General features: G+C 38.6%; 21 protein-coding genes, 1 tRNA gene and 1 pseudogene. 10 read left to right on the forward strand and 13 right to left on the reverse strand.

Annotation, left to right across the window (positions count from 1 at the left end):
• Positions 1–175 precede the first annotated feature (175 nt).
• Positions 176–1,144 carry a type V CRISPR-associated protein Cas12k gene (gene cas12k / locus H1P_RS05580; protein WP_281291097.1) on the forward strand — a complete coding sequence of 323 codons (969 nt, stop codon included), beginning with the start codon at positions 176–178 and terminating at the stop codon, positions 1,142–1,144.
• Between the two features lie 615 nt (positions 1,145–1,759).
• On the opposite strand, the gene H1P_RS05585 is transcribed toward cas12k, so the two are convergent.
• Positions 1,760–1,832 (reverse strand) — tRNA-Arg (locus tag H1P_RS05585).
• Positions 1,833–2,056: 224 nt separating this feature from the next.
• On the opposite strand from H1P_RS05585, the gene H1P_RS05590 reads away from it, so the two are divergent.
• A complete protein-coding gene (locus H1P_RS05590; protein ID WP_144864977.1) occupies positions 2,057–3,244 on the forward strand; it encodes a TRC40/GET3/ArsA family transport-energizing ATPase in 1,188 nt (395 codons plus the stop codon).
• Positions 3,245–3,300: 56 nt separating this feature from the next.
• On the opposite strand, the gene H1P_RS05595 is transcribed toward H1P_RS05590, so the two are convergent.
• On the reverse strand, positions 3,301–3,471 hold the full coding sequence (locus H1P_RS05595) for a hypothetical protein (protein ID WP_186375852.1): 171 nt from the start codon (positions 3,469–3,471) through the stop codon (positions 3,301–3,303).
• Positions 3,472–3,535: 64 nt separating this feature from the next.
• Between H1P_RS05595 and H1P_RS05600 the strand changes: the two genes are divergently transcribed.
• Positions 3,536–3,730: an ATP-binding cassette domain-containing protein gene (locus tag H1P_RS05600; protein ID WP_222426944.1), complete on the forward strand. Its 195-nt coding sequence runs from the start codon at positions 3,536–3,538 to the stop codon at positions 3,728–3,730.
• A 107-nt stretch (positions 3,731–3,837) separates the two neighbouring features.
• The gene (locus H1P_RS05605) at positions 3,838–4,464 is read left to right on the forward strand and encodes a (d)CMP kinase (protein WP_144864979.1); all 627 of its coding nucleotides are present in this window, start codon (positions 3,838–3,840) and stop codon (positions 4,462–4,464) included.
• A 271-nt stretch (positions 4,465–4,735) separates the two neighbouring features.
• Here H1P_RS05605 and H1P_RS05615 read toward each other — a convergent pair whose 3' ends face one another.
• Together H1P_RS05615 and H1P_RS05620 are read right to left on the reverse strand one after the other, a co-directional pair.
• Positions 4,736–5,296 carry a YybH family protein gene (locus tag H1P_RS05615; RefSeq protein ID WP_144864981.1) on the reverse strand — a complete coding sequence of 187 codons (561 nt, stop codon included), beginning with the start codon at positions 5,294–5,296 and terminating at the stop codon, positions 4,736–4,738.
• A gap of 83 nt (positions 5,297–5,379) precedes the next feature.
• A complete protein-coding gene (locus tag H1P_RS05620; protein ID WP_144864983.1) occupies positions 5,380–6,120 on the reverse strand; it encodes an SDR family NAD(P)-dependent oxidoreductase in 741 nt (246 codons plus the stop codon).
• Positions 6,121–6,225: 105 nt separating this feature from the next.
• Here H1P_RS05620 and H1P_RS05625 point away from each other — a divergent pair, with 105 nt between their 5' ends.
• Positions 6,226–7,125, forward strand: coding sequence for a LysR family transcriptional regulator (locus H1P_RS05625; RefSeq protein WP_144864985.1), 900 nt, complete (start codon positions 6,226–6,228; stop codon positions 7,123–7,125).
• A gap of 28 nt (positions 7,126–7,153) precedes the next feature.
• On the opposite strand, the gene H1P_RS05630 is transcribed toward H1P_RS05625, so the two are convergent.
• The 3 genes from H1P_RS05630 to H1P_RS05635 form a co-directional block, all read right to left on the reverse strand.
• On the reverse strand, positions 7,154–10,009 hold the full coding sequence (locus tag H1P_RS05630; RefSeq protein WP_144864987.1) for a hybrid sensor histidine kinase/response regulator: 2,856 nt from the start codon (positions 10,007–10,009) through the stop codon (positions 7,154–7,156).
• 101 nt (positions 10,010–10,110) lie between these two features.
• Positions 10,111–10,257, reverse strand: coding sequence for a hypothetical protein (locus H1P_RS35795; protein WP_186375853.1), 147 nt, complete (start codon positions 10,255–10,257; stop codon positions 10,111–10,113).
• Between the two features lie 228 nt (positions 10,258–10,485).
• Positions 10,486–11,742, reverse strand: a complete 1,257-nt coding sequence (locus H1P_RS05635; protein WP_246141479.1) for an amidohydrolase family protein — start codon at positions 11,740–11,742, stop codon at positions 10,486–10,488.
• A 138-nt stretch (positions 11,743–11,880) separates the two neighbouring features.
• Between H1P_RS05635 and H1P_RS05640 the strand changes: the two genes are divergently transcribed.
• From H1P_RS05640 to H1P_RS05655, 4 genes are all read left to right on the forward strand, one after another.
• Positions 11,881–13,155, forward strand: coding sequence for an ABC transporter substrate-binding protein (locus H1P_RS05640; RefSeq protein ID WP_144864989.1), 1,275 nt, complete (start codon positions 11,881–11,883; stop codon positions 13,153–13,155).
• A gap of 26 nt (positions 13,156–13,181) precedes the next feature.
• On the forward strand, positions 13,182–13,883 hold the full coding sequence (locus tag H1P_RS05645; protein ID WP_144864991.1) for a 2-phosphosulfolactate phosphatase: 702 nt from the start codon (positions 13,182–13,184) through the stop codon (positions 13,881–13,883).
• A gap of 170 nt (positions 13,884–14,053) precedes the next feature.
• Positions 14,054–14,884: a dienelactone hydrolase family protein gene (locus H1P_RS05650; protein ID WP_144864993.1), complete on the forward strand. Its 831-nt coding sequence runs from the start codon at positions 14,054–14,056 to the stop codon at positions 14,882–14,884.
• An 890-nt stretch (positions 14,885–15,774) separates the two neighbouring features.
• Positions 15,775–16,806 (forward strand): calcium-binding protein, encoded by a 1,032-nt coding sequence (locus tag H1P_RS05655; protein ID WP_144864995.1) that lies wholly within the window; start codon positions 15,775–15,777, stop codon positions 16,804–16,806.
• A gap of 191 nt (positions 16,807–16,997) precedes the next feature.
• Here the strand turns inward: H1P_RS05655 and H1P_RS05660 are convergent, their stop codons facing one another.
• The gene (locus H1P_RS05660) at positions 16,998–18,368 is read right to left on the reverse strand and encodes an FG-GAP repeat domain-containing protein (protein ID WP_144864997.1); all 1,371 of its coding nucleotides are present in this window, start codon (positions 18,366–18,368) and stop codon (positions 16,998–17,000) included.
• A gap of 477 nt (positions 18,369–18,845) precedes the next feature.
• Between H1P_RS05660 and H1P_RS05665 the strand changes: the two genes are divergently transcribed.
• Positions 18,846–19,715: a branched-chain amino acid ABC transporter permease gene (locus H1P_RS05665; protein ID WP_144864999.1), complete on the forward strand. Its 870-nt coding sequence runs from the start codon at positions 18,846–18,848 to the stop codon at positions 19,713–19,715.
• Positions 19,716–19,743: 28 nt separating this feature from the next.
• Here H1P_RS05665 and H1P_RS35800 read toward each other — a convergent pair whose 3' ends face one another.
• The 5 genes and pseudogenes from H1P_RS35800 to H1P_RS05685 all read right to left on the reverse strand — a co-directional run bounded on the left by H1P_RS35800 (position 19,744) and on the right by H1P_RS05685 (position 21,787).
• Positions 19,744–19,902, reverse strand: coding sequence for a hypothetical protein (locus H1P_RS35800; RefSeq protein WP_186375854.1), 159 nt, complete (start codon positions 19,900–19,902; stop codon positions 19,744–19,746).
• The gene (locus H1P_RS05670) at positions 19,899–20,120 is read right to left on the reverse strand and encodes a DUF4158 domain-containing protein (RefSeq protein WP_222426945.1); all 222 of its coding nucleotides are present in this window, start codon (positions 20,118–20,120) and stop codon (positions 19,899–19,901) included. Before H1P_RS05670 ends, H1P_RS35800 begins: the two co-directional genes overlap by 4 nt.
• Before the next feature lie 59 nt (positions 20,121–20,179).
• A complete protein-coding gene (locus tag H1P_RS05675) occupies positions 20,180–20,626 on the reverse strand; it encodes an iron uptake porin (protein ID WP_144865001.1) in 447 nt (148 codons plus the stop codon).
• A 63-nt stretch (positions 20,627–20,689) separates the two neighbouring features.
• Positions 20,690–21,357, reverse strand: a pseudogene (locus H1P_RS05680) (FMN-dependent NADH-azoreductase).
• Positions 21,323–21,787: a hypothetical protein gene (locus H1P_RS05685; RefSeq protein WP_144865003.1), complete on the reverse strand. Its 465-nt coding sequence runs from the start codon at positions 21,785–21,787 to the stop codon at positions 21,323–21,325. Before H1P_RS05685 ends, H1P_RS05680 begins: the two are co-directional and overlap by 35 nt.
• Positions 21,788–21,841: the final 54 nt, after the last annotated feature.

Below are 21,841 nucleotides of genomic sequence, written 5' to 3' on the forward strand. Positions count from 1 at the left end.
GCGTTGCTGAATATGTAATGCTTCAACTCTATTTAGTTAACTTGCAGGAGCGAATAAAAAGTTCTCAAAAGCTTAGAGCTTAGAGGAGGGGCTGTCTTTTGAGGTCTCCTCAAAAGTTTACATTGTCCTCGAATGGGGATACGCCCCGTCTTAGAGCCTAAAGCTACGAACAGTAATATTTTATGCGTCATTACTTCAATCATCAACGCCTACTTATGAAACCAATGAAGATTTGAAATGGCATAAAAATGAAAAAGGTCGTCTTTGTTTACGCTTCAATGGCTTGAGTAAGCATACTTTTCCGATATATTGCGATCGCCGACAGCTACATTGGTTTCAACGCTTCTTAGAAGACCAACAAATCAAGAAGGAAGGAAAAAATAGCTATTCTAGTGGCTTATTTACCTTGCGATCGGCACAACTAGCTTGGAAAGAAGATAAGAAAAAAAATCAAGGCGAACCTTGGAATGCGAATCGCTTAGTTTTATTCTGCACTGTAGACACTCGTTTTTGGTCTACTGAAGGAACGCAATTAGCTAGAGAAGAGAAAAAAGACAAACTACTGAAAACTATCATTAGTATGAAAGAGAAAGGCGAATTGACGACAAATCAGCAAGCCTTTGTTCAAAAGAAACACGCTACATTAGCTAAATTACATCATCCTTTTCCTCGTCCCAGTCGAAAGCTTTATCGAGGTAAAGACAATATAATTCTTGGCGTAGCAATGGGATTAGAAAAACCAGCTACAGTTGCAATTGTTGATGGAGATGAAGAAAAAGTAATTATGTTACGTAATATCAAACAACTATTAGGCAAAGATTACAGATTGCTCAACCGCCAAAGACAACAAAAACAAACTTTATCCCACTTTCGACACAAAGCCCAAAAACTTTCTGCCGATAATCAAAAGGGTGAATCTAATTTGGGAGAATATGTAGATCGATTAATCGCTAAAGCAATTGTCGAATTAGCCAAACAATCTCAGGTAAGTGCGATCGCTGTTCCTCAAATCGAAGATATAACAGAAATAGTTCAAAGTGAAATTAAAGCCAAAGCAGAAGTCAAAATTCCTGGCTGCGAAAAAGGACAAAAAGAATATGCCAAACAATATCGAATCAACATTCATCACTGGAGTTACGTCTAACTGCTATTGCAGTTGAAGGAAGTAACCAACTGTCACAATCAATTTCGCTCAATGAGATGGATTGAAAATTAGGCTTTAAGCACGACTTTACTAAAACAAATATTTAATAACTCAAATGTTCAAATATTAATCGCGCCGTAATTCATGTTTTATCGAACCTCTGTACTACGAAAAATGTGGGTTAGTTTGGTTATTGTCAAAAATAATCTTGCTTTCTGACCCTAATAACTGCTCGCCCTGATGCTGCTATCGAGAGATAGGAATAAGGTGCGCTCCCAGCAATAAGGGTATGGGTTTACCATAGTAGTGGTTACTGAATCACCTTCGAGCAAGAAGGATTTTTTATTATTCAATAAATTAAATGAAAGCAAATCTTGCCGTACCCTTCAATTAAGGTATGCATCTCAAGATTAGGTGAACTAGAAAAAAGAAACAAGATGAGAGTGTTTAAGTTTATTTTTAAAAATCTTTCTTCGCAAATAAAACAAGCGTAGAAAGCTAGTCAATAATGACAAATAATTTGTCAAGACGACACTAATTTAGCAACGGTGACATTTAATTTGGCAATCGACAAGTAGATAGTGAAACCACCTTTCAAGAAGGCAGGAAGTCTTACGGGTACGGTAGGATTTGAACCTACGGCCGACCGCTTAGAAGGCGGTTGCTCTATCCCCTGAGCTACGTACCCAATTGGTTAAGATTTTCTAAACGTCTTGAAAATACGCTGTATGAAAAATATTCGTATCAACAAGCCTATATAATTATACATAAAACGGCAGTTTTGTCAGCTAATTAATCTTTGATTTAATATTAATAGAAGTTTACAGAAGAATAGAGTACGGGTTTTTGCGGGAAATCCTTATAATAGTTTAAGTAATGTAAATTTTTTTAAGCTTAGGATAAATTCCCTTTATGCGCGTAATTCTCATGACTGGTAAAGGAGGCGTTGGCAAAACCTCTGTAGCTGCTGCAACTGGTCTTCGTTGTGCCGAACTTGGTCATAAAACTTTGGTTTTAAGTACCGACCCTGCTCATTCTTTAGCAGACAGCTTTGATCTGGAATTGGGACATGAACCCAAGCAGGTGCGTCCTAATCTTTGGGGTGCAGAACTGGATGCTTTGATGGAGTTAGAGGGTAATTGGGGTGCAGTTAAGCGTTACATTACTCAGGTTTTACAAGCTAGGGGTTTGGAAGGAGTTCAAGCTGAAGAGCTAGCGATTTTGCCAGGGATGGACGAAATCTTCGGCTTGGTGAGAATGAAACGCCATTATGATGAAGGGGATTTTGATGTTCTAATTATTGATTCTGCTCCTACGGGGACTGCTTTACGTCTGTTGAGTCTTCCCGAAGTGGGTGGTTGGTATATGAGACGTTTTTACAAGCCGTTTCAGGGAATGTCTGCTGCGTTGCGTCCTATAGTAGAGCCAATCTTTAGACCCATTGCGGGGTTTTCTCTTCCTGATAATGAAGTGATGGATGCACCCTACGAATTTTACGAGCAGATTGAGGCTTTAGAGAAGGTTTTAACTGATAATACTGAGACTTCGGTGCGTTTGGTTATGAATCCTGAAAAGATGGTTATTAAAGAGTCTTTACGCGCTCATGCCTATTTGAGTTTGTATAATGTAGCAACAGATATGGTGGTTGCTAATAGAATTATTCCTGATACAGTAAACGACCCTTTCTTTGAGCGTTGGAAGGCTAATCAAAACGTTTATAAGCAAGAGATTTACGATAATTTCCATCCTTTGCCTATTAAAGAAGCTCCTTTGTTTTCCGAAGAAATGTGTGGTTTATCCGCTTTAGAAAAGTTAAAAGAAATTCTTTATGGCGATGAAGACCCCAGCCAAGTTTATTACAAAGAAAATACCATCAATATTATTCAAGGAAAAGATCATTACAGTCTAGAATTATATCTACCAGGCATTCCTAAAGAGCAAATTCAACTAAATAAAACTGGTGATGAATTAAATGTCAGAATTGGTAATCACCGTCGTAATTTAGTCTTACCACAAGCTCTAGCTGCTCTTAATCCTACTGGGGCAAAAATGGAAGAGGATTATTTAAAAATTCGCTTTTCTGATTTAGCTAAAGTTTAAAACTGAATTGTGCCTACCCAATGAGATTCTTAAGGTAATGAGAACGATCGCCTTGATTATTCCGATTTCATATTTTCTATTGGATGCAGTTGAGGTAGTTTATAGCCAACAACACCAACTAACAACATAGCGGTCGCAATCATTACATACAACAGTGCTATTCCTGCACCTGTGTCAGTACCAAAAATAGGTGCAAATAAATAACTTAAAATACTTTGTGACTGCATAGCTGGTTCTAATAGGCGATCGCTTAATAGTCCTGCAATTCTAGCAGCGATCGCTCTTGGTTTGATGGCTAGACTGCAAATTGTGCTTTTAGATGAGCCTTCTCTGGGATTATTACCACAATTAGTGGCATCTCTCTATGAAACCTTGGCATCCCTATGTGATGAAGGTATTTCAATCTTATTGGTAGACCAAATGGCTCAATTAGCCTTTTCGGTTGCCCACCACCTCTACGTGCTAGAAACAGGAAAAATTATTTAAGCTGGTACACCAGAAGAGTTGAGTCGAGATTCTAGAATTATTGATTCTTATTTAGGAAACTTACATCCAAATTAGTTTACAGGATTTATGACAAACAGAAAAAGTTTATGGATAAATCGATCGATGAAACAAAAGTGATTCTCATTGGTGGCTCTTCTCATGCAGGCAAATCGACCCTCAGCAGATCTTTGGCTGAAAAACTGGGCTGGAGTTATCTTTCTACGGATAGTCTCGCTCGGCATCCTGGTCGTCCTTGGATGAATGCAAATGCCAAGGTCATTAAAGAACACGTAGCAGAACATTATAGAACTCTATCTGTTGATACTCTTTTTTTAGATGTATTGTCGCACTATGAGAAAAATGTGTTGCCACAAGTCGAGGCTATTGTTCAAACTCATGCATCTGATTTATCAACAGAATGCTTCATACTTGAAGGCTCTGCGTTATGGCCTAGATTTGTAGCAAATTTAGTTAGCAAAAATGGTGTTAAAGCAATTTGGCTTACAGCTAGCGATCGACTTTTCCGAAACCGAATCTTGAGTGCGAGTAATTTTGATAATGTAGGTGAGGATGAAAAGTATCTAATTCAAAAGTTTCTGAACCGCACCCTACTCTACAACAAACGCATGAGGGAGGAGGTTGAACGTCTTGGATTTGTCTGTGTTGATGTCGAATCTGTGTCAATGGCAGATGAACTTTCAAAGAAATGTCTGGAATTGATAGAGGTTTCATAAATGGGGATATTTTGGTAGAACAGAAATATTAAGCCTTCCAATAGTTTGTGCAAATTGCCAATAGTTTTCGTCTCACAGTTTTTCAAACATAATCACATTTATGTTGAATCGCCTGTTTTTTGAGGCAATTTTCCGATGAAAGTATTCGGAAATGGGCAAGCCAAAGTGTTAACCGCACCAGAATTGAAGCGGTTATTTAAAGAGGGATTTGTCAAGGATCGCGATCGCTTTTGGTAACTATGCCTGAGATTATAGTAATCTCCACCAACCCTCATGCTCTTTGGTGGTGAAGTGTTTGGTCATCGAGATCTATATCTTCTTGGGAACGATGAGATTCTTGACCATTTTCCTTGATGCCACTGGTGAGATGTTCATGTACGATCTGCCATTGACCTTGATTCTTTTTCCAGATGTGGGTTGCGTGTTGTGCCGTATAAAGCGTTTTACCAGCTTTAATCACGCTTCCCCACCAGGTACAAGCACTCCAAGCAATATCGCCATTAGCTTCGATACGGTCAACCTCAATACGATACATAGTAAAGCCAGGAAAGTTTTTGTTAATTTCATGCTCCCAGATTTCACGGTAGCGATTGAATCCTGTCCAGCGAGTGTCTTTCTCTGCATAATTATCATAAATTAATAACTCATGATGATTTTGCCAGAAAAGATTCTCATAACCATCAAGGGTATATAAATTATCTCCAGGGGCAAACAATTGTTGCCATTGGGCAAGACGATCGCGAATTTGTTTAATTTCCTTGTTATTGAGATTTACTTGAGTTGCTGTTTTGAGCGTTAGCAAGCTTCTGTTAGATTGTTTGACATTAGGCATGATTGTTTTTCAATAATTGTCATTGGTTTAGATTCAGTTATGGGCGATCGCTTAAGAGCGTTTCTACTTCGGCTTAATGTCTACTAAATAGTCATCCCGCCATCAATATTAATAGCAGAGCCAGTAATATTAGAGGCTTTGGGACTAGCAAGAAAAGCAGCTAGTTCGGCAACTTCTTCTGATTTGCCATATCGTTTAATCGCAGTCATCGCTGTTAGGGCTTCTCCAAAAGGACCATCAGCAGGATTCATGTCTGTATTAATGGGACCTGGCTGAATAACATTAGCCGTAATTTTGCGATCGCCTAAATCTCGCGCCCAGCTTTGTGTCATCATTTTTACAGCAGCCTTGCTCATCGCGTACAGCGAGCAACCAGGAAACGGCATCAAATCAGCATTAACGCTACCAATAGTAATAATGCGTCCTCCGCCTGGCATAGATTTTACCGCTTCCATTGTGGCAGCAAAAACGGCTTTCACATTGACGCTTTCAGTTCTTTCGTAATCTTCTAAAGTGCTTTCGGTAATTGACTTAAGCTCAAAGATTCCCGCACTATTTATCAAGATATCAATAGCTCCAAATACTGATACAGCTTTCTGAATGGCTTGCACCACATTTTCTGCTCGCATCGCATCAGCTGGAATTGCTAATCCTTTGACACCTTTAGCTTCAATCTCTTGAACTATAGCCTGAGCTTCATCTTGAGATTTATAATAAGTAAAAGCCACGTTTGCTCCTTCCTCTGCCATTTTTTGAGCAATTGCTGCCCCAATTCCTCTAGTACCACCAGTAACAAAGGCATTTTTTCCTCGTAATTCAGTCATTTTGCAGTTTCCTATTTTCAAAAAACTTTAGTTATATTTATTATCACTCTTAATTTTGCGAGTAATATAGGTATTAGTGCGAGATAAAATTGCAAATTTGCGAATATGGATTGGAACGATCTGAGATATGTAAAAGCGATCGCTGATGCGGGAAATGTAGCTGAAGCTTCAACTAAACTTAACCTGCATCAATCGACTGTGTTTCGACGATTGAATACTTTAGAAAAAAATCTTGGCGTACGACTGTTTGAAAGATTGCCCAGTGGCTATGTGATGACGGAGGCAGGGGAAGATTTTTGTCAGGCAGCAGAACGCATTGAAGCTGATATTTCTGCTTTAAATCGACGTATTAGCGGACAGGATATGCGTCCTAGTGGCACAATTAGAGTTACAATGGCTGATGCTTTATTAGTTAAGCTTTTAGCTCCCTGTTTGGCGAAATTTCGGCTAGAATATCCTAGAATAGAGCTAGAAGTCTTAATTTCCAAAGATGTGTTAAATCTCACCAAGCGAGATGCTGATATAGCAGTTCGCACGACGACGCAACCTTTAGAAACATTAGTAGGGCGAAAAGTTTCTAGTGTTGCTATTGCGATTTACGGCTCAAAAGAATATCTTAGAATTCACCCTAATTTAAGTGAGTTAAACCAGCATGACTGGGTTGGTTTTGACGAAAGTGTAATTGATTCAGCAACTGCCCGTTGGTTAAAGCACACTGTTCCAGATGTCAAATTTCACTATCGATTCAATACTTGTATGGGTATACTAGCAGCAGTCAAAGAAAATGCAGGATTAGCCTTATTATCGTGCTATCTAGGAGATAGCGATCCTCATCTTAATCGCGTCAGTAACCCAATTCCTGAATTAGAAAAAGAGTTGTGGATTTTGACTCACGAAGATTTAAGATACGTTACTCGCATTCGCACTTTTATCGATTTTGTAGCATCTTTTCTAGGTCAGAAAATTGAGTTGATTGAGGGGTTAGGGGATAAAATAACAACCTAATATAGCTTTAAAACTGTCTCAAAATTAATTATCTATATATCCACTTTAAGTTTAAATATTTTCCGATTAAATGGAGTAGCTTTTCATCATCAATTGGTTTAGTCAAAAAATCATCACAACCCATAGCTTTACTTTGCTGTTCTACTTCTTCAAAATCGCTAGCTGAGATAGCAATCATTGGTGCTTGTGCAAAGTCCTCGATCTTCCGAAGCTCTGCAACTAAAGTAAAGCCAGTTTTAAATGGCATAAATAAATCGGTTACGATTAAATCGGGCTTATGTTTCAGAGCTAATTCTAATCCCTGCTCTCCATTTTGGGCAATAATGATTTTAAACAACAAAGGTTTAAGTATATCGGTAAGTAAAAGACGGCTGGCTCTTATATCGTCTATTATTAAAATCGTCTTTCGTTTACCTTGATACCCAACAATTTCTCCAATTGGTTCTGACGAAATTTCTGAATCTACTTTTGTCTTAGGAAAAACTGCATCAAACCAAAATACAGAACCTTCATTCAATCTGCTTTGAACCTCAAGTTTTCCTTGCATTAATTCTACTAGCTGTTGGCAAATTGTCAGACCCAAGCCTGTACCAAATCTTCTACTTGCCAATGTATTAATTTGTTCAAAAGGTTGAAAAATTTTCGTTAAATTTTGGCGAGCAATTCCCACTCCTGTATCAATAACAGCAAAACGCAAACATACTCGATCTTGAGGATAGCTATCAGTTGTGGAAACACAATCGATTTGACTAATTTTTAAGGTTACTTTTCCCTTATTGGTATATTTTATAGCGTTATCAATTAGATTGAATAGTATTTGCTTGAGCCTGATCTCATCAGTATAAATATTAGTTGGTAAATCACCTGAAGTTTGATATTTAAACGCAATATTTTTAGTTGCTGCTTTTGTTGCATTAATCTTCACTATCTCTTCCATAAAAGTCGCAATATTGATTACAGAAGGATATAATCGTGTTTTATTGGCTTGTACTTTAGAAAAGTCGAGAATTTCATCAATCAAAGACAAAAGATATTTACCACTTTGATTAATAATTTCTATCCCTTGGATAACATTAAAGCGATCTTCGGTTGGTGAATGGGAATTAGCTAAATTCTTTTGAATCAGTTTGCTATAACCAATAATACTATTGAGGGGTGTTTTCAATTCATGGCTAATATTCGCTAAAAATTGAGCTTTAGTTTGGTTAGCTACTTCCGCCGTTTCCTTGGCTTTTTTTAACTCTTGGTTAGTTTGTTGAGTCTGCTGAATATTTTGTTCTATTGTATGAGACATCTCCTCAAAGTTATTAGCCAAAACATTCATCTCTTGGACAAAGCTTCTCGGCAGTTCAATAGCTTCAAGCTGAATGAGTTTATCAGGAACATTAGTTGTAAATTTAGCCAAATTTAGAATTGGCTTAACTAAAAGACGACTGAAAAATTTCGCAGTTAAAATAGAGCCAAAAGCAATCAGCAGCAACATAGTAAGACTTCTAATGTAGAGTAATTGCAAATATTCAATATAAGGAGCAGCAGGAGCTTCCATAATTAAATTTAAAGGAATGATCTCTTCATCAATTAAGAGGTTTCTTCCATAAAAAGATTCTTTCCAACGACCTATTAGAGGTTTTCCTTCTACAATTGGTAACCAATGATAAATTTCTCGATCTTCACCATCTGATTCTACATAATTAATTTCTCCAGTTTGAGAACGATTTAAGACTTGTTGAGCATCTAATTCGTTATGAGTGCTGGCAATGATAAGCTGGTTTTCATCGAATAAGGTACTTTTTAAAGGTACGGTGTAGGTTTCTGTTTGTAATAACTGCCCGATAAAGTCTATATCTAACTCTGCTATTATGTTTCCTAACCAGCGATTATCGAGAATAATTGGTAAGGTTTGGAGAATTTTTGTCTTTGAGGAAGCATCAGTCTCTTCTGTTAAGTCTGGTATTATAAATATTTGAGGGTTTCTAGGAATATCTAACTGAGAAAAATCCAGATAGTCACTACGATCGAACTCATTGGAACTAGACGCTGCTGCAATTACTTCTAAATCAGCATTAATAATATATATCTGTCGAAAAAGTGGTAGACTTCCAATCGCTAGTTCGATGCTCTGTTGTGTTTGTCCTGAAATCACAATTTGAGTTTCGCTACTTGTTTCTGCCAAACGGCTTAAAGCTTCTAAACCAGACTGATGCCATCGAAGCAGATAGGCTGACATATTTTGAGCGGAAGTATCTAAAGTTGCAATCAGTGTATTTTGTTCGTGTTTCATAGCAACTCGATTACTAACGAACATGAGCATTAGAGCAGGTATCAGAACAAAAGCTACCAAAAGGTTAAGTAAAATCTGCTCAAAGGAAAAGTTAGCATTTCTTAAAGAGAAATTTCCCCAGCGATAAAGTGGCTTATAGGTCAGTAATAAACTAGCAACCAAAGCATCAAAAATTCCATTTACTGCCTGTTTGACCACAATAATTAAGGTGGTAATTGCTCCAACTTGAAGGATACCGCCATAAAATAACCAAACCAACGGCATACCAATTAACAACCAGAAAATCATGTCTATCAGTAATAAATTTTGATTTCCTCGGCGCAATCTCCAAGCAACAAATAATGTTTCACAGGTAAAAATAATTAGAGCATAGGGATGTTGCCACAGTGCAATTGTGTAAGAACCAGCAATCAATGAGGCAACAGTTCCCCACCAAATTCCATACAGTCTAACTACTATCAAAACGGTAATACTGCCAAATAAAAAATCAACTCCAAATCCAAAAGGAAAACTCAAATAATTGCCTGCATATCCTGCTGCTATCAAAATGGCTAGGAGCAATATAGAGGGGTTGAGCCACAAAGTTCGTACTTTATTCAACATATTTTCAGAATTCGACACAGAATCTCATGAGTTTCAAGACTAACGGTTCTGAATCTCATTAAGAAACCTCTCTTTAACCACAGTATTATTGCGTACACATCCTAAAAACACAACCGTAATTTGACATTTTCTTGACATTTTCTTGAATAGTTACTTTGAGCAACTATTTGCCCCCGTTTAATGGTGGTTTTCTTTAAGGGTGCAACACCAATTGCAGCAGAAACAGAATTAGCCTCTAGTAAAACCAAATCGGCAACTTTTCTCGTCTCAATTCCATAGTTATTAATACCGATCGCCTGTGTTACTTTAAAAGAACTGCCAAATCAACAAGCTGGTTGGCTTTCAAGAGAGAATCAAAAATTATAGCGATCGCAAAAAGAAGGATTTCTAAAAATAGATTGTTTATCAAATAGACGTTGACGAGCTGCGTTGAGTTCTTCTGAACTGAAGCTCATGACCAATCTCAAAATGTGTTATTAAAATCTGACATTTTCTTTTAAGCCTACTGCACAGTGACTTTGGGCAACTATTTGTCCTCTTTTAATTGTGGTTCTATTCAAGGGTGCAGTCCCAATTGCGGAGGAAACAGAATTAGCTTCCAGTAAAACCAAATCGGCAACTTTTCCCACCTCAATTCCATAGTTATTAATCCCAATTGCCTGTGCTGCTCTAGATGTTGCCATTTCCAAACAAAGTTGGTGACTAGCAGTTGTTCCTAATTGCAATACTTGAGCTAGTAAGGTACAAATTTTTAACACATCTCCATCACCGAAAGGGGTAAACAAATTCTGCACATTGTTAGTGGCTATTCCTACTTTAATTCCCGATTCTGCTAGCTGATGAACAGGTGCTACGCCTCTTCTGACGTTATGGGTATCTTGTCGTGCCATCATATAAAGATCGGTAGCAGGTAGAGCTAAAATAGCGATCCCAGCTTCTTTGAGCGAGGGAATTAAAGCAGCCAATTCTTTTGGAGTCAAGCCCGCTAACTTAGTCATGTGTCCCAGACATACTCGATTTTGCCAGTTGTGTTTTAGGGTTTCTTCAATGACCACTGGTAGCAATAAAGGTGCATCATCATCGAGAAAATCAAGGTGAAAATCAATATCGCAGTTAAATTCTTGAGCGATCTCAAAAATAAGGCGAATATTCTCTTCGGGATTGGGATCGACATAGGGAGCAGAACCAATTACATCCCCTCCCATTGACATTGCTTTTCTGAGTAAACTTGCTGTCCCAGGCTGATTGGTAATTCCTTCTTGAGCAAAAACCGCTAGCTGCAAAGTAATCCCCCAAGCATATTTTTCTTTCAGAGGTAGTAAAGCTTCCAGAGATTTAAGCTGAAGAATGGGGTCAACTTCTACATGAGTTCGCATAGCAGTAGTGCCAAAAGCGATCGCTTTTTCAATGATAGTTCTGGCTCTGGTTTGAATGTCAGCTAAGGTATACTCTTGTTTGGCTTGAAGCGTTTTTTGCAATGCTTCGGCAAAAGTTCCTTCTATAGCAGGATCGCGATCCAATAATAAAGCTTTATCAAGATGAATATGAGCATCTACTAGCCCAGGAATTAGTAACTTTCCCTGAGCATCAAGTGTCCGATCGGTTTCTTTGATGGTAGAATCAGCCACAGCAATTTCAGTTATATAACCATTAGCGATCTCTATATTCCAAAAACCTGCTCGATCTGGTAAAGTGGCGTTGACAATTTTAAGACTCATTGTAGTCACAAACATTACAATATTTTTGATTATTTAACCATTTTGACGACACAATATGCTATTTATCCTAAGAAGGAAACAATGATCCCAGGCACAGTATCGGAAATATTCGTTTCAAAGCGAGCATAATAATTATTGGAGCAAGTACAAATAATGACTGGTAAACAAAATAATATTAGTAGACGTGGTTTATTAAAAGGAGTTGGCTATTTCGCTACGGGTATAGCTATTTCTCAGTTGGCTAGCTGTGCATCAAACGAGCAAGCTGCTGAAACAGAAACTTCCCCCACCGATTCTGCACCAGATATTGTCGGTCAAGCAGACTCCACTGAACCAGTCAAACTAGGCTTAGTAGCTGCTTTAACTGGCAAATCCGCTCTATCAGGAGAAGCAATTACTCGCGGTCTATCTGTTGCAATTGAGAAAGTAAACGAAGCAGGAGGAGTATTAGGCGGAAGACCTTTAGAATTAATTCGTCGCGATGATGAATCAAATCCTGCTAAAGGAGTTGCTGCTGCGAGAGAATTAATCGAACAAGAGAATGCAGCCGTAGTTTTTGGCGGACTTGATTCTCCTGTATCGTTGGCAATGCTACCTGTCTTTCACGAACTAGAAACACCTTATATGGGAGTTTGGGCAGCAGCTACAGGTATTACTCGTAATGATTTTGACCCTAACTATGCCTTTCGTGTTTCCGCTAATGACAATATAGTCGATAAATTTTTACTGCGATATGCCAGAGAAACCTACAATGTCAGTAAAGTGGGGTTAATGCTGATTAATAACCCTTGGGGAGAATCCAACCAACAAGGATTTGAAGAATGGGCAGGTGAATACGATCTTGAGATTACTGGTATTGAGAAATTTAATGAAGAAGATACCGATGTAACAGCACAGCTAACAAGGCTCAAAAACTCTGGTGCTGAAGCTTTGATGCTAGTTGCGAATGCTGCTCCTGCTGCTCAAGTCATGAGATCGCTCACTCGAATTAATTGGGATGTACCGATTGTCTCTCATTGGGGAATTTCTGGGGGACGTTTTCCTGAATTAGCAGGAGATATTGCTGGTAAAGTAGAGTTCGTGCAAACCTACAGCTTTTTTGACACACAATCAGAAGTCGGTCAAAAAGTTCTCAACAAATTAGACGAAAAATTTCAGCTAAAAGACCCCAGTGAAATACTTGCTCCCGTAGGTACTGCCAATGCCTATGATGCTCTAATGCTGACCAAAATGGCGATCGATACCGCAGGCACAACGGAAGGGGCAGAAATTCGAGAAGCCTTGCTCAATTTACCTCAATATGAGGGATTGATTAAAACTTACGATAATCCCTTTACCGCCGACAACTACGATGCTTTAACCGAGGATGATTATATTATGGTGCGTTGGGAGGACAACAAAATTGTTCCCGTCGAAGCCAAAAGCTAATCAGAATCCTGTGACAACCAATTAATATGAACTTTCAGCAAACTGATTTTGAAGTACGGTGCGAATGGGGTAAGCAAGGTGTTGTCCAGTTAGCTCCAGCAAGTGATGTCATGATAGTAGTCGATGTTCTCTCATTTTCGACTTGCATTGAAATTGCTAATAGCCGAGGTGCGATCGTTTTTCCCTATCAGTGGAAAGATGACTCTGCCAAAGCATACGCTCGTTCTGTGGGAGCAAGACTAGCAGAAAAACGCGGTAGTAGTGGCTATTCCCTATCTCCAGCTTCATTAATGTCAATTACTCAGGGAACTCGATTGGTGCTTCCCTCGCCTAACGGTTCATCTTTGAGCTTGGCAACAACAACAGTACCAATTTTGACGGGATGCTTGAGAAACTGTAAAGCAGTGGCTTTAGCTGCTATGAACTATGGACGAAAAATTACTGTAATACCAGCAGGAGAGCAATGGAGCGATCGAAGTCTTCGTCCCTCATTTGAGGATTTTATAGGAGCAGGAGCGATTATCAGTTATTTAGAAGGTAGTTTGTCACCAGAAGCACAATTAGCGGTTACAGCATATCGAGGCATTCACAAAACTTTAGAACCTCTAATAAAGCAGTGTGGTTCGGGTAAAGAACTTATTGAGAGAGGTTTTGAACAAGATGTTGATTTGGCAGCAAATTTTAATGTCAGTGATTGCGTCCCTAATATTAGTCGATGGAGCATATAGAAACTGCTTAGGATAACAAGCAAATAACCAAACTATGTACCCGCCTGACGGGATATTATTCCACTTGATAGGATAAATAGGTGTAAACCGAACAAGTGGTAACGGGTTGTATATCAACCAAAACTCTATTAATCTGAGGAAAAGTAATAAAACTTGATTCCGTTAGTTTTATGGAAGACTTCAGCACATTCTACTTTACTGAGAATAGTTCATCAAAACGCCTAGTATATAAGAAAGGTAGTGGTGCTGCTGTTATTTTGATGCACGAATTACCAGGAATGATTCCTGAATGTGTTGACTTAGCCAGACGGCTAGCTGAGAATTTTACAGTTTATATGCCGTTGCTATTTGGAGAACCAGATAAACCTCTTTCTGTCCCAAAAATGTTGCAATACACGGCTCGAATTTGTATTAGCCAGGAATTTTATTGTTTTGCTCAAAATAAATCTAGTCCCATAACCGACTGGCTGAAAGCACTTTGCAGACAAGCTAAACAGGAATGTGGAGGACAAGGTGTTGGAGTAATTGGGATGTGTCTCACTGGTGGATTCGTTTTATCGCTAATGGCAGATGATTCGGTAATTGCCTCTGTTGCCAGTCAGCCTTCTCTTCCGTTTGGAATTACCTCTGCTCACAAAGCAGCTTTAGGAGTTTCTCCCGCAGAATTAGAAGTTGCTCAAGCAAGGGCAAATAATGGTGTTCCTATCTTAGCTTTGCGGTTTTCTGAGGATAAAACCAGTCCACCCGATAAGTTTACAACACTGCGAAAAGAGTTTGGAGAGGAAACGGAAGTAATAGAAGATAATGCGGAACTATGTTGGAAACGTAACGCAGCTTTGGAAACTATAGAGATTAATTCTCAACCCAATAATCCTTACAATCTTCCCCAGAGTTCTCATGCTGTTTTAACCTTGGGATATAGTAGCGAGTCAGGACATCCTACAAACAGAGTGTATCAGCGTGTGGTTGAGTTTTTACAGTCACAATTTGCTACGAACTAAGACTCTATATGATTAAGTTATTGTTCTGGTTAAAAACAAAAGCTAATGAACGAACCATCTAAGATAATAGACACGATTTGGAAGGTTTCCAAATGAGAAGAGATTTAATTAAGATCGAGAATACTATAAAAGTATCATTGCCTACAGAACGAGTTCTGTAGATTTTTCCTGAAGCAATAAGCTTTGACTTAATTAAAGTAAGTTATACAAATGCTTATCCGATCTTCTTCATTCCATACTAATTGGCTATGGATTCTTTGTCGGATTTTGTTGGGAATCATTAATAACCCATTAATGTAATGATTAATGGGTTTGAATCCTGCTTCTTTACGAAATACTTTTCATATAATTTGAGAAACTTGGCGACTGCTGCTGATATACCGACTAGGGGAAGTATTTTTCTTGAGATATTTTCCTCTTCTCAGTCTCTCACTTTTTTTTAATACCAATTCTCAAAACTAGCTAAATACATAATCAAATTATTTACTATAATAATTAGTTTCTGAAAGCTTTTTTATTCTTGAATTATAGCTTTTAATTTTTCATTTTTGACTTCAAACTAAGTCTCTTATTCTTTTTGAGAAACGGTATAACCTTCCAAGTCTCGATCTGACTTCAACTCAGTTGTAATGGCAAGATTTGATCCTTGCACCTACCTTTGAAAGTACCGATGAATTCTGTACCTCCACGCTCTTTGTCGGGACTACTAAAAATTTAAACTGTATTTCGTACAGAAAAGTATGTGGTTAATTAACGCTGAAATTGTATGTTTAAAATCAGCTCTTAAAATAGAAAAATTGTCATGAGTCAGACTCTTTTACAGGAACTTAGTGATAGCGATATTAACTGGCTCATGACGAAACTATATTGATTCACTCTTTACTTAAATTATGGCTAATATCAACGGAACACCAAATAATGACCTGTTAATCGGAACAGCAATAGCTGATGTGATCGACGGATTAGCTGGCGATGATACTCTTGAAGGCAGAGGAGGTAATGATAGGCTTTTAGGTGGATCTGGTAATGATTCGCTTCTCGCTGAAGCTGGCAATGATACTCTTCGGGGAGACGATGGCAATGATACTCTTCGGGGAGACAATGGAAATGAGAGCCTTGATGGAGGTGAAGGCAATGACCTTTTACTTGCTCAAGGTGGTGCAGATACTCTCCTTGGAGGGAGTGGCAATGATAGCTTAGATTCGGACGCATCAGGTTTTATCGATAGAATTGGAGATCGCCTCGATGGAGGTTTTGGTAATGACAGTCTAAGGGGAGAATGGGGGAACGATACCTTATTTGGTGGCAACGATCGAGATACTCTTATTGGAGACATCGGCAACGATTTTTTAGATGGGGGCTTTGGCAATGATAGCCTTGATGGAGGGGAAGATAATGACCAATTACGTGGTCAAGGTGGTGCAGATACTCTCCTTGGAGGGAGTGGCAATGATATCTTAGATTCGGACGCATCAGGTTTTATCGATAGCATTGGCGATCTCATTGATGGAGGTTCTGGAAATGATTCTGTTCAGGGAGAATGGGGAAACGATACTTTATTAGGAGGAGATGATCGGGATACTCTTATTGGAGATAGAGGAGATGACACCTTAACTGGTGGTAGAGGCAATGATCGCTTAATTGGTGGTGAAGGCAATGATGTGCTGACAGGCGGAGCCAATGCCGACCGTTTTGTGTTTAACAGTCTTTCTGAAGGAAACGACAGTATTGCTGATTTTCAGTGGAGAGAAAATGATTTAGTTGAAATATCTCGTAGTGGATTTGGGGCGACCTCCACTAACCAGTTTGACTTTAATTCTAGTACAGGTGCTTTAAGCTTTAATGGTCAGCAGTTTGCAACTTTAGAAAATGTTGTCAATGATAGTGACTTTATCCCTGGGGCTGACATCATTATTGTTTAGCTCTATTGTTTAGCTCTCCTGCGACTTTGAGAATGAGCAGTTGAGTACGGTTTTGTTGCAAAGTGGGTTTGCAGTTTATCAGTTTATCGTACTTTAGGTTGTAACCGCTCACTCTCCCCCATAGAAAAACGGTAAATTGAGCCAAAATAATTCAAAACAACATCACCATTTTTTTAGTCTAAACCACAATCCTAAACCCCAACTTCAAAAGCTGCGCCTTCTTCGATAAAGTTAGGAAAATCAGCTAAGATGCTTTCTCTTTCGGCTTCTCCTGCAAATAGATAAGTACCTGGTTTGTTTTCGTTCTGGAAGCGATAGAATGTATTTCCTTGACCTGTACCTGCTCCGTAGACATAAAAAGCTAATCCTTCTTCGGTAAACTCTTCAGTAAAATTATCATTAATATTTATTCTCTCTGATTCTCCAGCATACAGATAAGTACCAGGAGTAGTATTACTTTGAAAACGATATAAAGGAATTAAATCCTCTCCCGATTCGACAGCAACTTTAAAAGCTAATCCCTCTTCCGTAAAATCAGGAAAATCTTCGCGAATAGCTTCACTTTCTGATTCTCCAGCATACAGATAAGTACCAGGGATATCCATATTTTGGAAACGATTGATTGAGGTGTCTAATAAAGAATCAGTGTTAGGATCGTCGTCTTCAGTAGGAGGATTGTCATTTTCTTCTAAGCTATTCTCGTAATAACTAATATTCCCATTATCTTCAATAGCTAATAAATCAATATCTGTGTCTCCGTCTGTATCGCTAAAAGCTAATTGATTTGTTTCAACTACATTCACCCCCGCAAAAGGATTTTCTGATTCGGCGACTGCTGTATATTGACCATCTTGATAGCGGAAAAAAGCTAGACTGTTATCTTCTTGTTTTACCACCAGATCGGGATCGCCATCATTATCTCCATCTACGGAGTAAATAACTCTAGGATTACTAAGATCGATTCCTTCTGGTAAATTGACTTCTGCTGTAGAAAGCTCAAAAGTGTCTCCATTGTTGAGATAAATAGTAGAGGAATCGCCTTCAACGGTAGCAAATACTAAGTCGAGTAACCCATCACCATTGACATCAAGAGCCGTTTGTAACTGACCAGCATCTTCTTGATTGAGATTTGTAAAAGGACTGGGTGCTAAAGGTTGATATAATCCGTTACTATTAAGTTGATAATATTCAATTGTGCCACTTCCCAAAGGATCGCGATCGCTTTCTGTTAAATTGATACTGTTAATGATGTCGTCTATGTCATCGTTATTAAAGTCAGCCACCGTAAAATCGACAATTCGTCTACCGTTTTCGATGTCCTGTAAAGGACTCTCCTCTAATTCCGCCTCTACATACTCTCCTTCTACTAAAGGATAATACTCAATCTCCCCAGAGAAAACTGTGATAAATTGATCTCCAACCAATAAAGGAACTTCCGATCTACCAGTAATCAGTAACACTGATTGTCCATCAATTTCAATAAAATGAGGAGCAGGAAAACTAAGTCTTCCTGTTGAGACTTCTGCGAAAGGAGTTTGACTAATATCTTTATTTTCAAGCATGATTTAAGGCTACTTTTTTAAACTATTTCGTTTTTTCGGTCTCATGATTCTATACGATCGATCTTGAATTTTGATGTCAATCAGATTTGATTCCGATTTTGTCAGATAAATATAATTAACTGATAAATACAAAGGAATACTGCGATCGCTATTTACCTCCTAAACTCCTACTTCAAAAGCTGCTCCTTCTTTGATAAAGTTGGAAAAATTCTCGCGAAGACCTTCACTTTTGGCTTTTCCTACAAACAGATAAGTAATTGGCGCGATCGCTGGTTCTAACGCTTGCTGTTGGAGTATTTATGTAGTCAAAAAAATAACCATTCATCGATCCCGCAATCAGAAGATTTTTCAGCCAGTTGTCAGAAGAAATAACTATTGATTACATTTTATAGCAATACTTTTTTAGCTTGTTTGCAACACAATTGGTTTGATCGCAGGTTTTCCTATTAAGATAAGATTGTTTTGCAGTATGGATTTATGTTACAACAATTTATTGTTTCTGGTATTGCTATCGGCAGCGTTTATGGTTTGGTTGCTTTGGGATTGCAGATTACCTATTCCGTCTCTAATACGATGAATTTTTCCCAGGGTGCTTCAGTGATGTTGGGGGCAGTTGTTTGTTATTCACTTAATATTACTTACGGTTGGCATATTGCGATCGCTATTCCTTTATCTTTAATAGTGTGTGCTGTTTTTGGCTTAATTGTCGAAAGATTAGCAGTACGTCCGTTTGCTGTGGATGGTTCAAGTTCCTGGTTACTAACTACTATTGCCGTAGGTATTATTGCTGAAAACCTGGCAATGGTAATATTTGGCAAAGAAGTACGGGGTTATCCTTCACCTTTGGCTCAAACACCGATAAATATTTTAGGCTTTGGGGTTTTTCCCCTCGAATTACTGACACCTCTTATTGGTATAGCGATCGCTTTTGCCATTCGTTTTACTTTTACCCATACCCTTTGGGGTAAAGCTTTTCTCGCTGCGAGTGAAAATCCTGACGCTGCTAAAATTATGGGCATTAACGTGGAAGGAGCGATCGCTTTTGCTTATGCTCTTTCTACAGTTTTAGCGGGAGTTGCGGGTATTCTCATTGCACCAATCTACAATGTTTCTGCTGGTATGGGTACGCTCCTAGGATTAAAAGCCTTTGCCACGGCGATTATTGGCGGGTTGAGTAGTCCTTGGGGAATTGCGATCGCAGGAATCCTGTATGGCATTGGAGAATCTTTAGCAGCAGGATATTTAGGCGGTAGCTACCGAGAAATTATTGGTTTTGCTTTGGTGATTTTAGCTCTAACTTTGAAGCCCAATGGATTATTTGGTAAAAGCCAGACTAAAAAAGTATAGTGATAGCGTTATAAGGATGTCACTTTAACTACTTTAAGTAGAACCAAAATTCAATCTGAAAAGTGGTTTTATCATAACGCGCTACATGAGTAGCTTGCGCTGGTACATGATACCACTCACCTACTTGATAAAGTGTTTTCTGACCATCTACGATCGGAATTAATTCTCCACTGTTACACTGCGTCATCTTTCCCATATTAGCAATCGATATGTAACTGCTAAACGAATAGCATCACGGGAAATTTCGGCTTTAGATGTAGGGAAATGACCTTCATACTGGAAATATTTGAGTAACAAAGCTATTCCCAGGCGATTAATCGCCGTTTTCTTAGTTAGTAAGTCTAATTCAGCAGAGATAAGTGTGCAGTGTTCAATTAATTCTTCTGGCTGCCAGTTTAGCTTCATTAATGAAAGATATTGCTATGTAGATTGAATATTAATAATTTTGTTGGCGGAAAATTATTCTAAAAAGAAAAATTTGCTTCTAAAAAATTAGTCCTAGTTTTCAACTCATTAACACGACTCTCTAAAGTAACTAACTCAGCGTTAAATTCTTGCTTTAGTCTTTGTAATGTAGCTAAGTCTTCACTAGAGACGGATGTTTTTTTCTGAGCTATTGATTCTTCAACTCGCTGAAGTACTTCATTTAACGCTGCTGCAAATTCATAACGAGTTAGAGACTGGTTTCCTTTAAAGGTATTATCTGAATACCCTGTCACTATGCCATAGCGATCGATTAAAAGTTGAACTGCTTCATAAGCCCAATCTGAAGGGGCAACGTCTTTGAGTTTTGAGACTGATGGATAAGGAACTTGAGAAACGGGAAATGTTTGAGCATTGACCGCAGATATGCCATTAATACTAGAAATTATTAGACAGATAAAAATTAGCAATTGCCTATTTTGAGACATAGAAATCCTGACGCGACTGTGAATCGCGCAACCATAGTTATTTTTTCTGGTTATAAAAACTTTTTAGCTAGCAGCAAATGTAGCAATGAATTGTTGTATCACTTGACGAGCTTGACTCAAAGACTGCTGACGCGCTTCGTCTCCCATCGCTAAATTCTCAGCGTGGATAAAACTTACATCGGTAACGCCAATAAGTTCAAAAATAGCTTTCAAGTATGGTTCTTGAAAATCAAGAGGGCTATTTTTGTAACTACCGCCTCTAGTTGTGATAACCAATATTTTTTTGTCGTCTGTAACCAAGCCTTCATAGCCATTAGCTGTAACGGCAAAAGTACGTCCTACTCTGACAATCTGGTCGATGTAGGCTTTAAAGTTAGCAGGTACACCGTAGTTATACATGGGAATACCAAACACGCAGACTTGGGCAGCCAGAAACTCATCAATCAATTTGTCAGAAATCTCTATTGCCGACTTTAATTCTGGCGTTAGCTGTCCTGCTTGACTAAATGCTGCTGCAATCCACGCTTCATCAACAAAGGGAACGGGATTATGTCCTAAATCGCGATAGGTAATTTTATCTTTAGGATAGGTTTCCTGCCAAATACGCTTAAACTCACTCGTTAAGGAACGAGATAGAGAGCGATCGCGCAGCGCCTGCTTCGCAGACCACGCAGTGCTGGCAGAGCCAGACCGCCTCTAGGACTGGAATCGAGATGGAGAATCTTTTTCATTTTGATAGTTAAGTATAAGTAAAATGTTGCTAATGGTTAAAATTGCCCCAAAACCAAATAAGGTAGCGATTGTACCTAAATTTTCAGCGAGAAACCCAATCAAAACTACGGGCAAACCATAGCCGAGATAAGCACAGACAAAATATCCCGATGTCACTCTTGCTGACTGCGAATCTGCAATCTTTACTACTTGAGCCAATCCACCCAAATAAGTAAATCCGTAGCAAGCCGTACCAGCGATCGCAACTCCTGCAATTACTAAAGCCAAAACATTGAGCCACGCCCCACAGGTAAAGGTAAGATAGCCAATAACCAATAAAATAGAACCAAGTTTTTGCGATCGCTTTGCTGCTAATTTACGAGCAAAAGACTGAATTAAAACTCCAGAAATTACGAAGATAAACAGCATCGCGCCCGACCAATTGGGCAAACCATATTGTTCTAACTGTTCTGGCAGAATGATGCCGACAATTCCCGCTAAAGA

The organism is Hyella patelloides LEGE 07179 (assembly GCF_900659865.1).
Taxonomy (GTDB): domain Bacteria; phylum Cyanobacteriota; class Cyanobacteriia; order Cyanobacteriales; family Xenococcaceae; genus Hyella; species Hyella patelloides.

Coding starts and splice junctions, on each gene's coding strand:
- H1P_RS05640 (WP_144864989.1), top strand. CDS start 11,881: ATGACTGGTAAACAAAATAATATTAGTAGACGTGGTTTATTAAAAGGA.
- H1P_RS05605 (WP_144864979.1), top strand. CDS start 3,838: ATGGATAAATCGATCGATGAAACAAAAGTGATTCTCATTGGTGGCTCT.
- H1P_RS05645 (WP_144864991.1), top strand. CDS start 13,182: ATGAACTTTCAGCAAACTGATTTTGAAGTACGGTGCGAATGGGGTAAG.
- H1P_RS05615 (WP_144864981.1), bottom strand. CDS start 5,296: ATGCCTAATGTCAAACAATCTAACAGAAGCTTGCTAACGCTCAAAACA.
- H1P_RS05650 (WP_144864993.1), top strand. CDS start 14,054: ATGGAAGACTTCAGCACATTCTACTTTACTGAGAATAGTTCATCAAAA.
- H1P_RS05620 (WP_144864983.1), bottom strand. CDS start 6,120: ATGACTGAATTACGAGGAAAAAATGCCTTTGTTACTGGTGGTACTAGA.
- H1P_RS05595 (WP_186375852.1), bottom strand. CDS start 3,471: ATGCAGTCACAAAGTATTTTAAGTTATTTATTTGCACCTATTTTTGGT.
- H1P_RS05635 (WP_246141479.1), bottom strand. CDS start 11,742: ATGTTTGTGACTACAATGAGTCTTAAAATTGTCAACGCCACTTTACCA.
- H1P_RS05625 (WP_144864985.1), top strand. CDS start 6,226: ATGGATTGGAACGATCTGAGATATGTAAAAGCGATCGCTGATGCGGGA.
- H1P_RS05675 (WP_144865001.1), bottom strand. CDS start 20,626: ATGTCTCAAAATAGGCAATTGCTAATTTTTATCTGTCTAATAATTTCT.
- H1P_RS05670 (WP_222426945.1), bottom strand. CDS start 20,120: ATGAAGCTAAACTGGCAGCCAGAAGAATTAATTGAACACTGCACACTT.
- H1P_RS35800 (WP_186375854.1), bottom strand. CDS start 19,902: ATGACGCAGTGTAACAGTGGAGAATTAATTCCGATCGTAGATGGTCAG.
- H1P_RS05660 (WP_144864997.1), bottom strand. CDS start 18,368: ATGCTTGAAAATAAAGATATTAGTCAAACTCCTTTCGCAGAAGTCTCA.
- H1P_RS05600 (WP_222426944.1), top strand. CDS start 3,536: ATGGCTAGACTGCAAATTGTGCTTTTAGATGAGCCTTCTCTGGGATTA.
- H1P_RS05665 (WP_144864999.1), top strand. CDS start 18,846: ATGTTACAACAATTTATTGTTTCTGGTATTGCTATCGGCAGCGTTTAT.
- H1P_RS05655 (WP_144864995.1), top strand. CDS start 15,775: ATGGCTAATATCAACGGAACACCAAATAATGACCTGTTAATCGGAACA.
- H1P_RS05630 (WP_144864987.1), bottom strand. CDS start 10,009: ATGTTGAATAAAGTACGAACTTTGTGGCTCAACCCCTCTATATTGCTC.
- H1P_RS05590 (WP_144864977.1), top strand. CDS start 2,057: ATGCGCGTAATTCTCATGACTGGTAAAGGAGGCGTTGGCAAAACCTCT.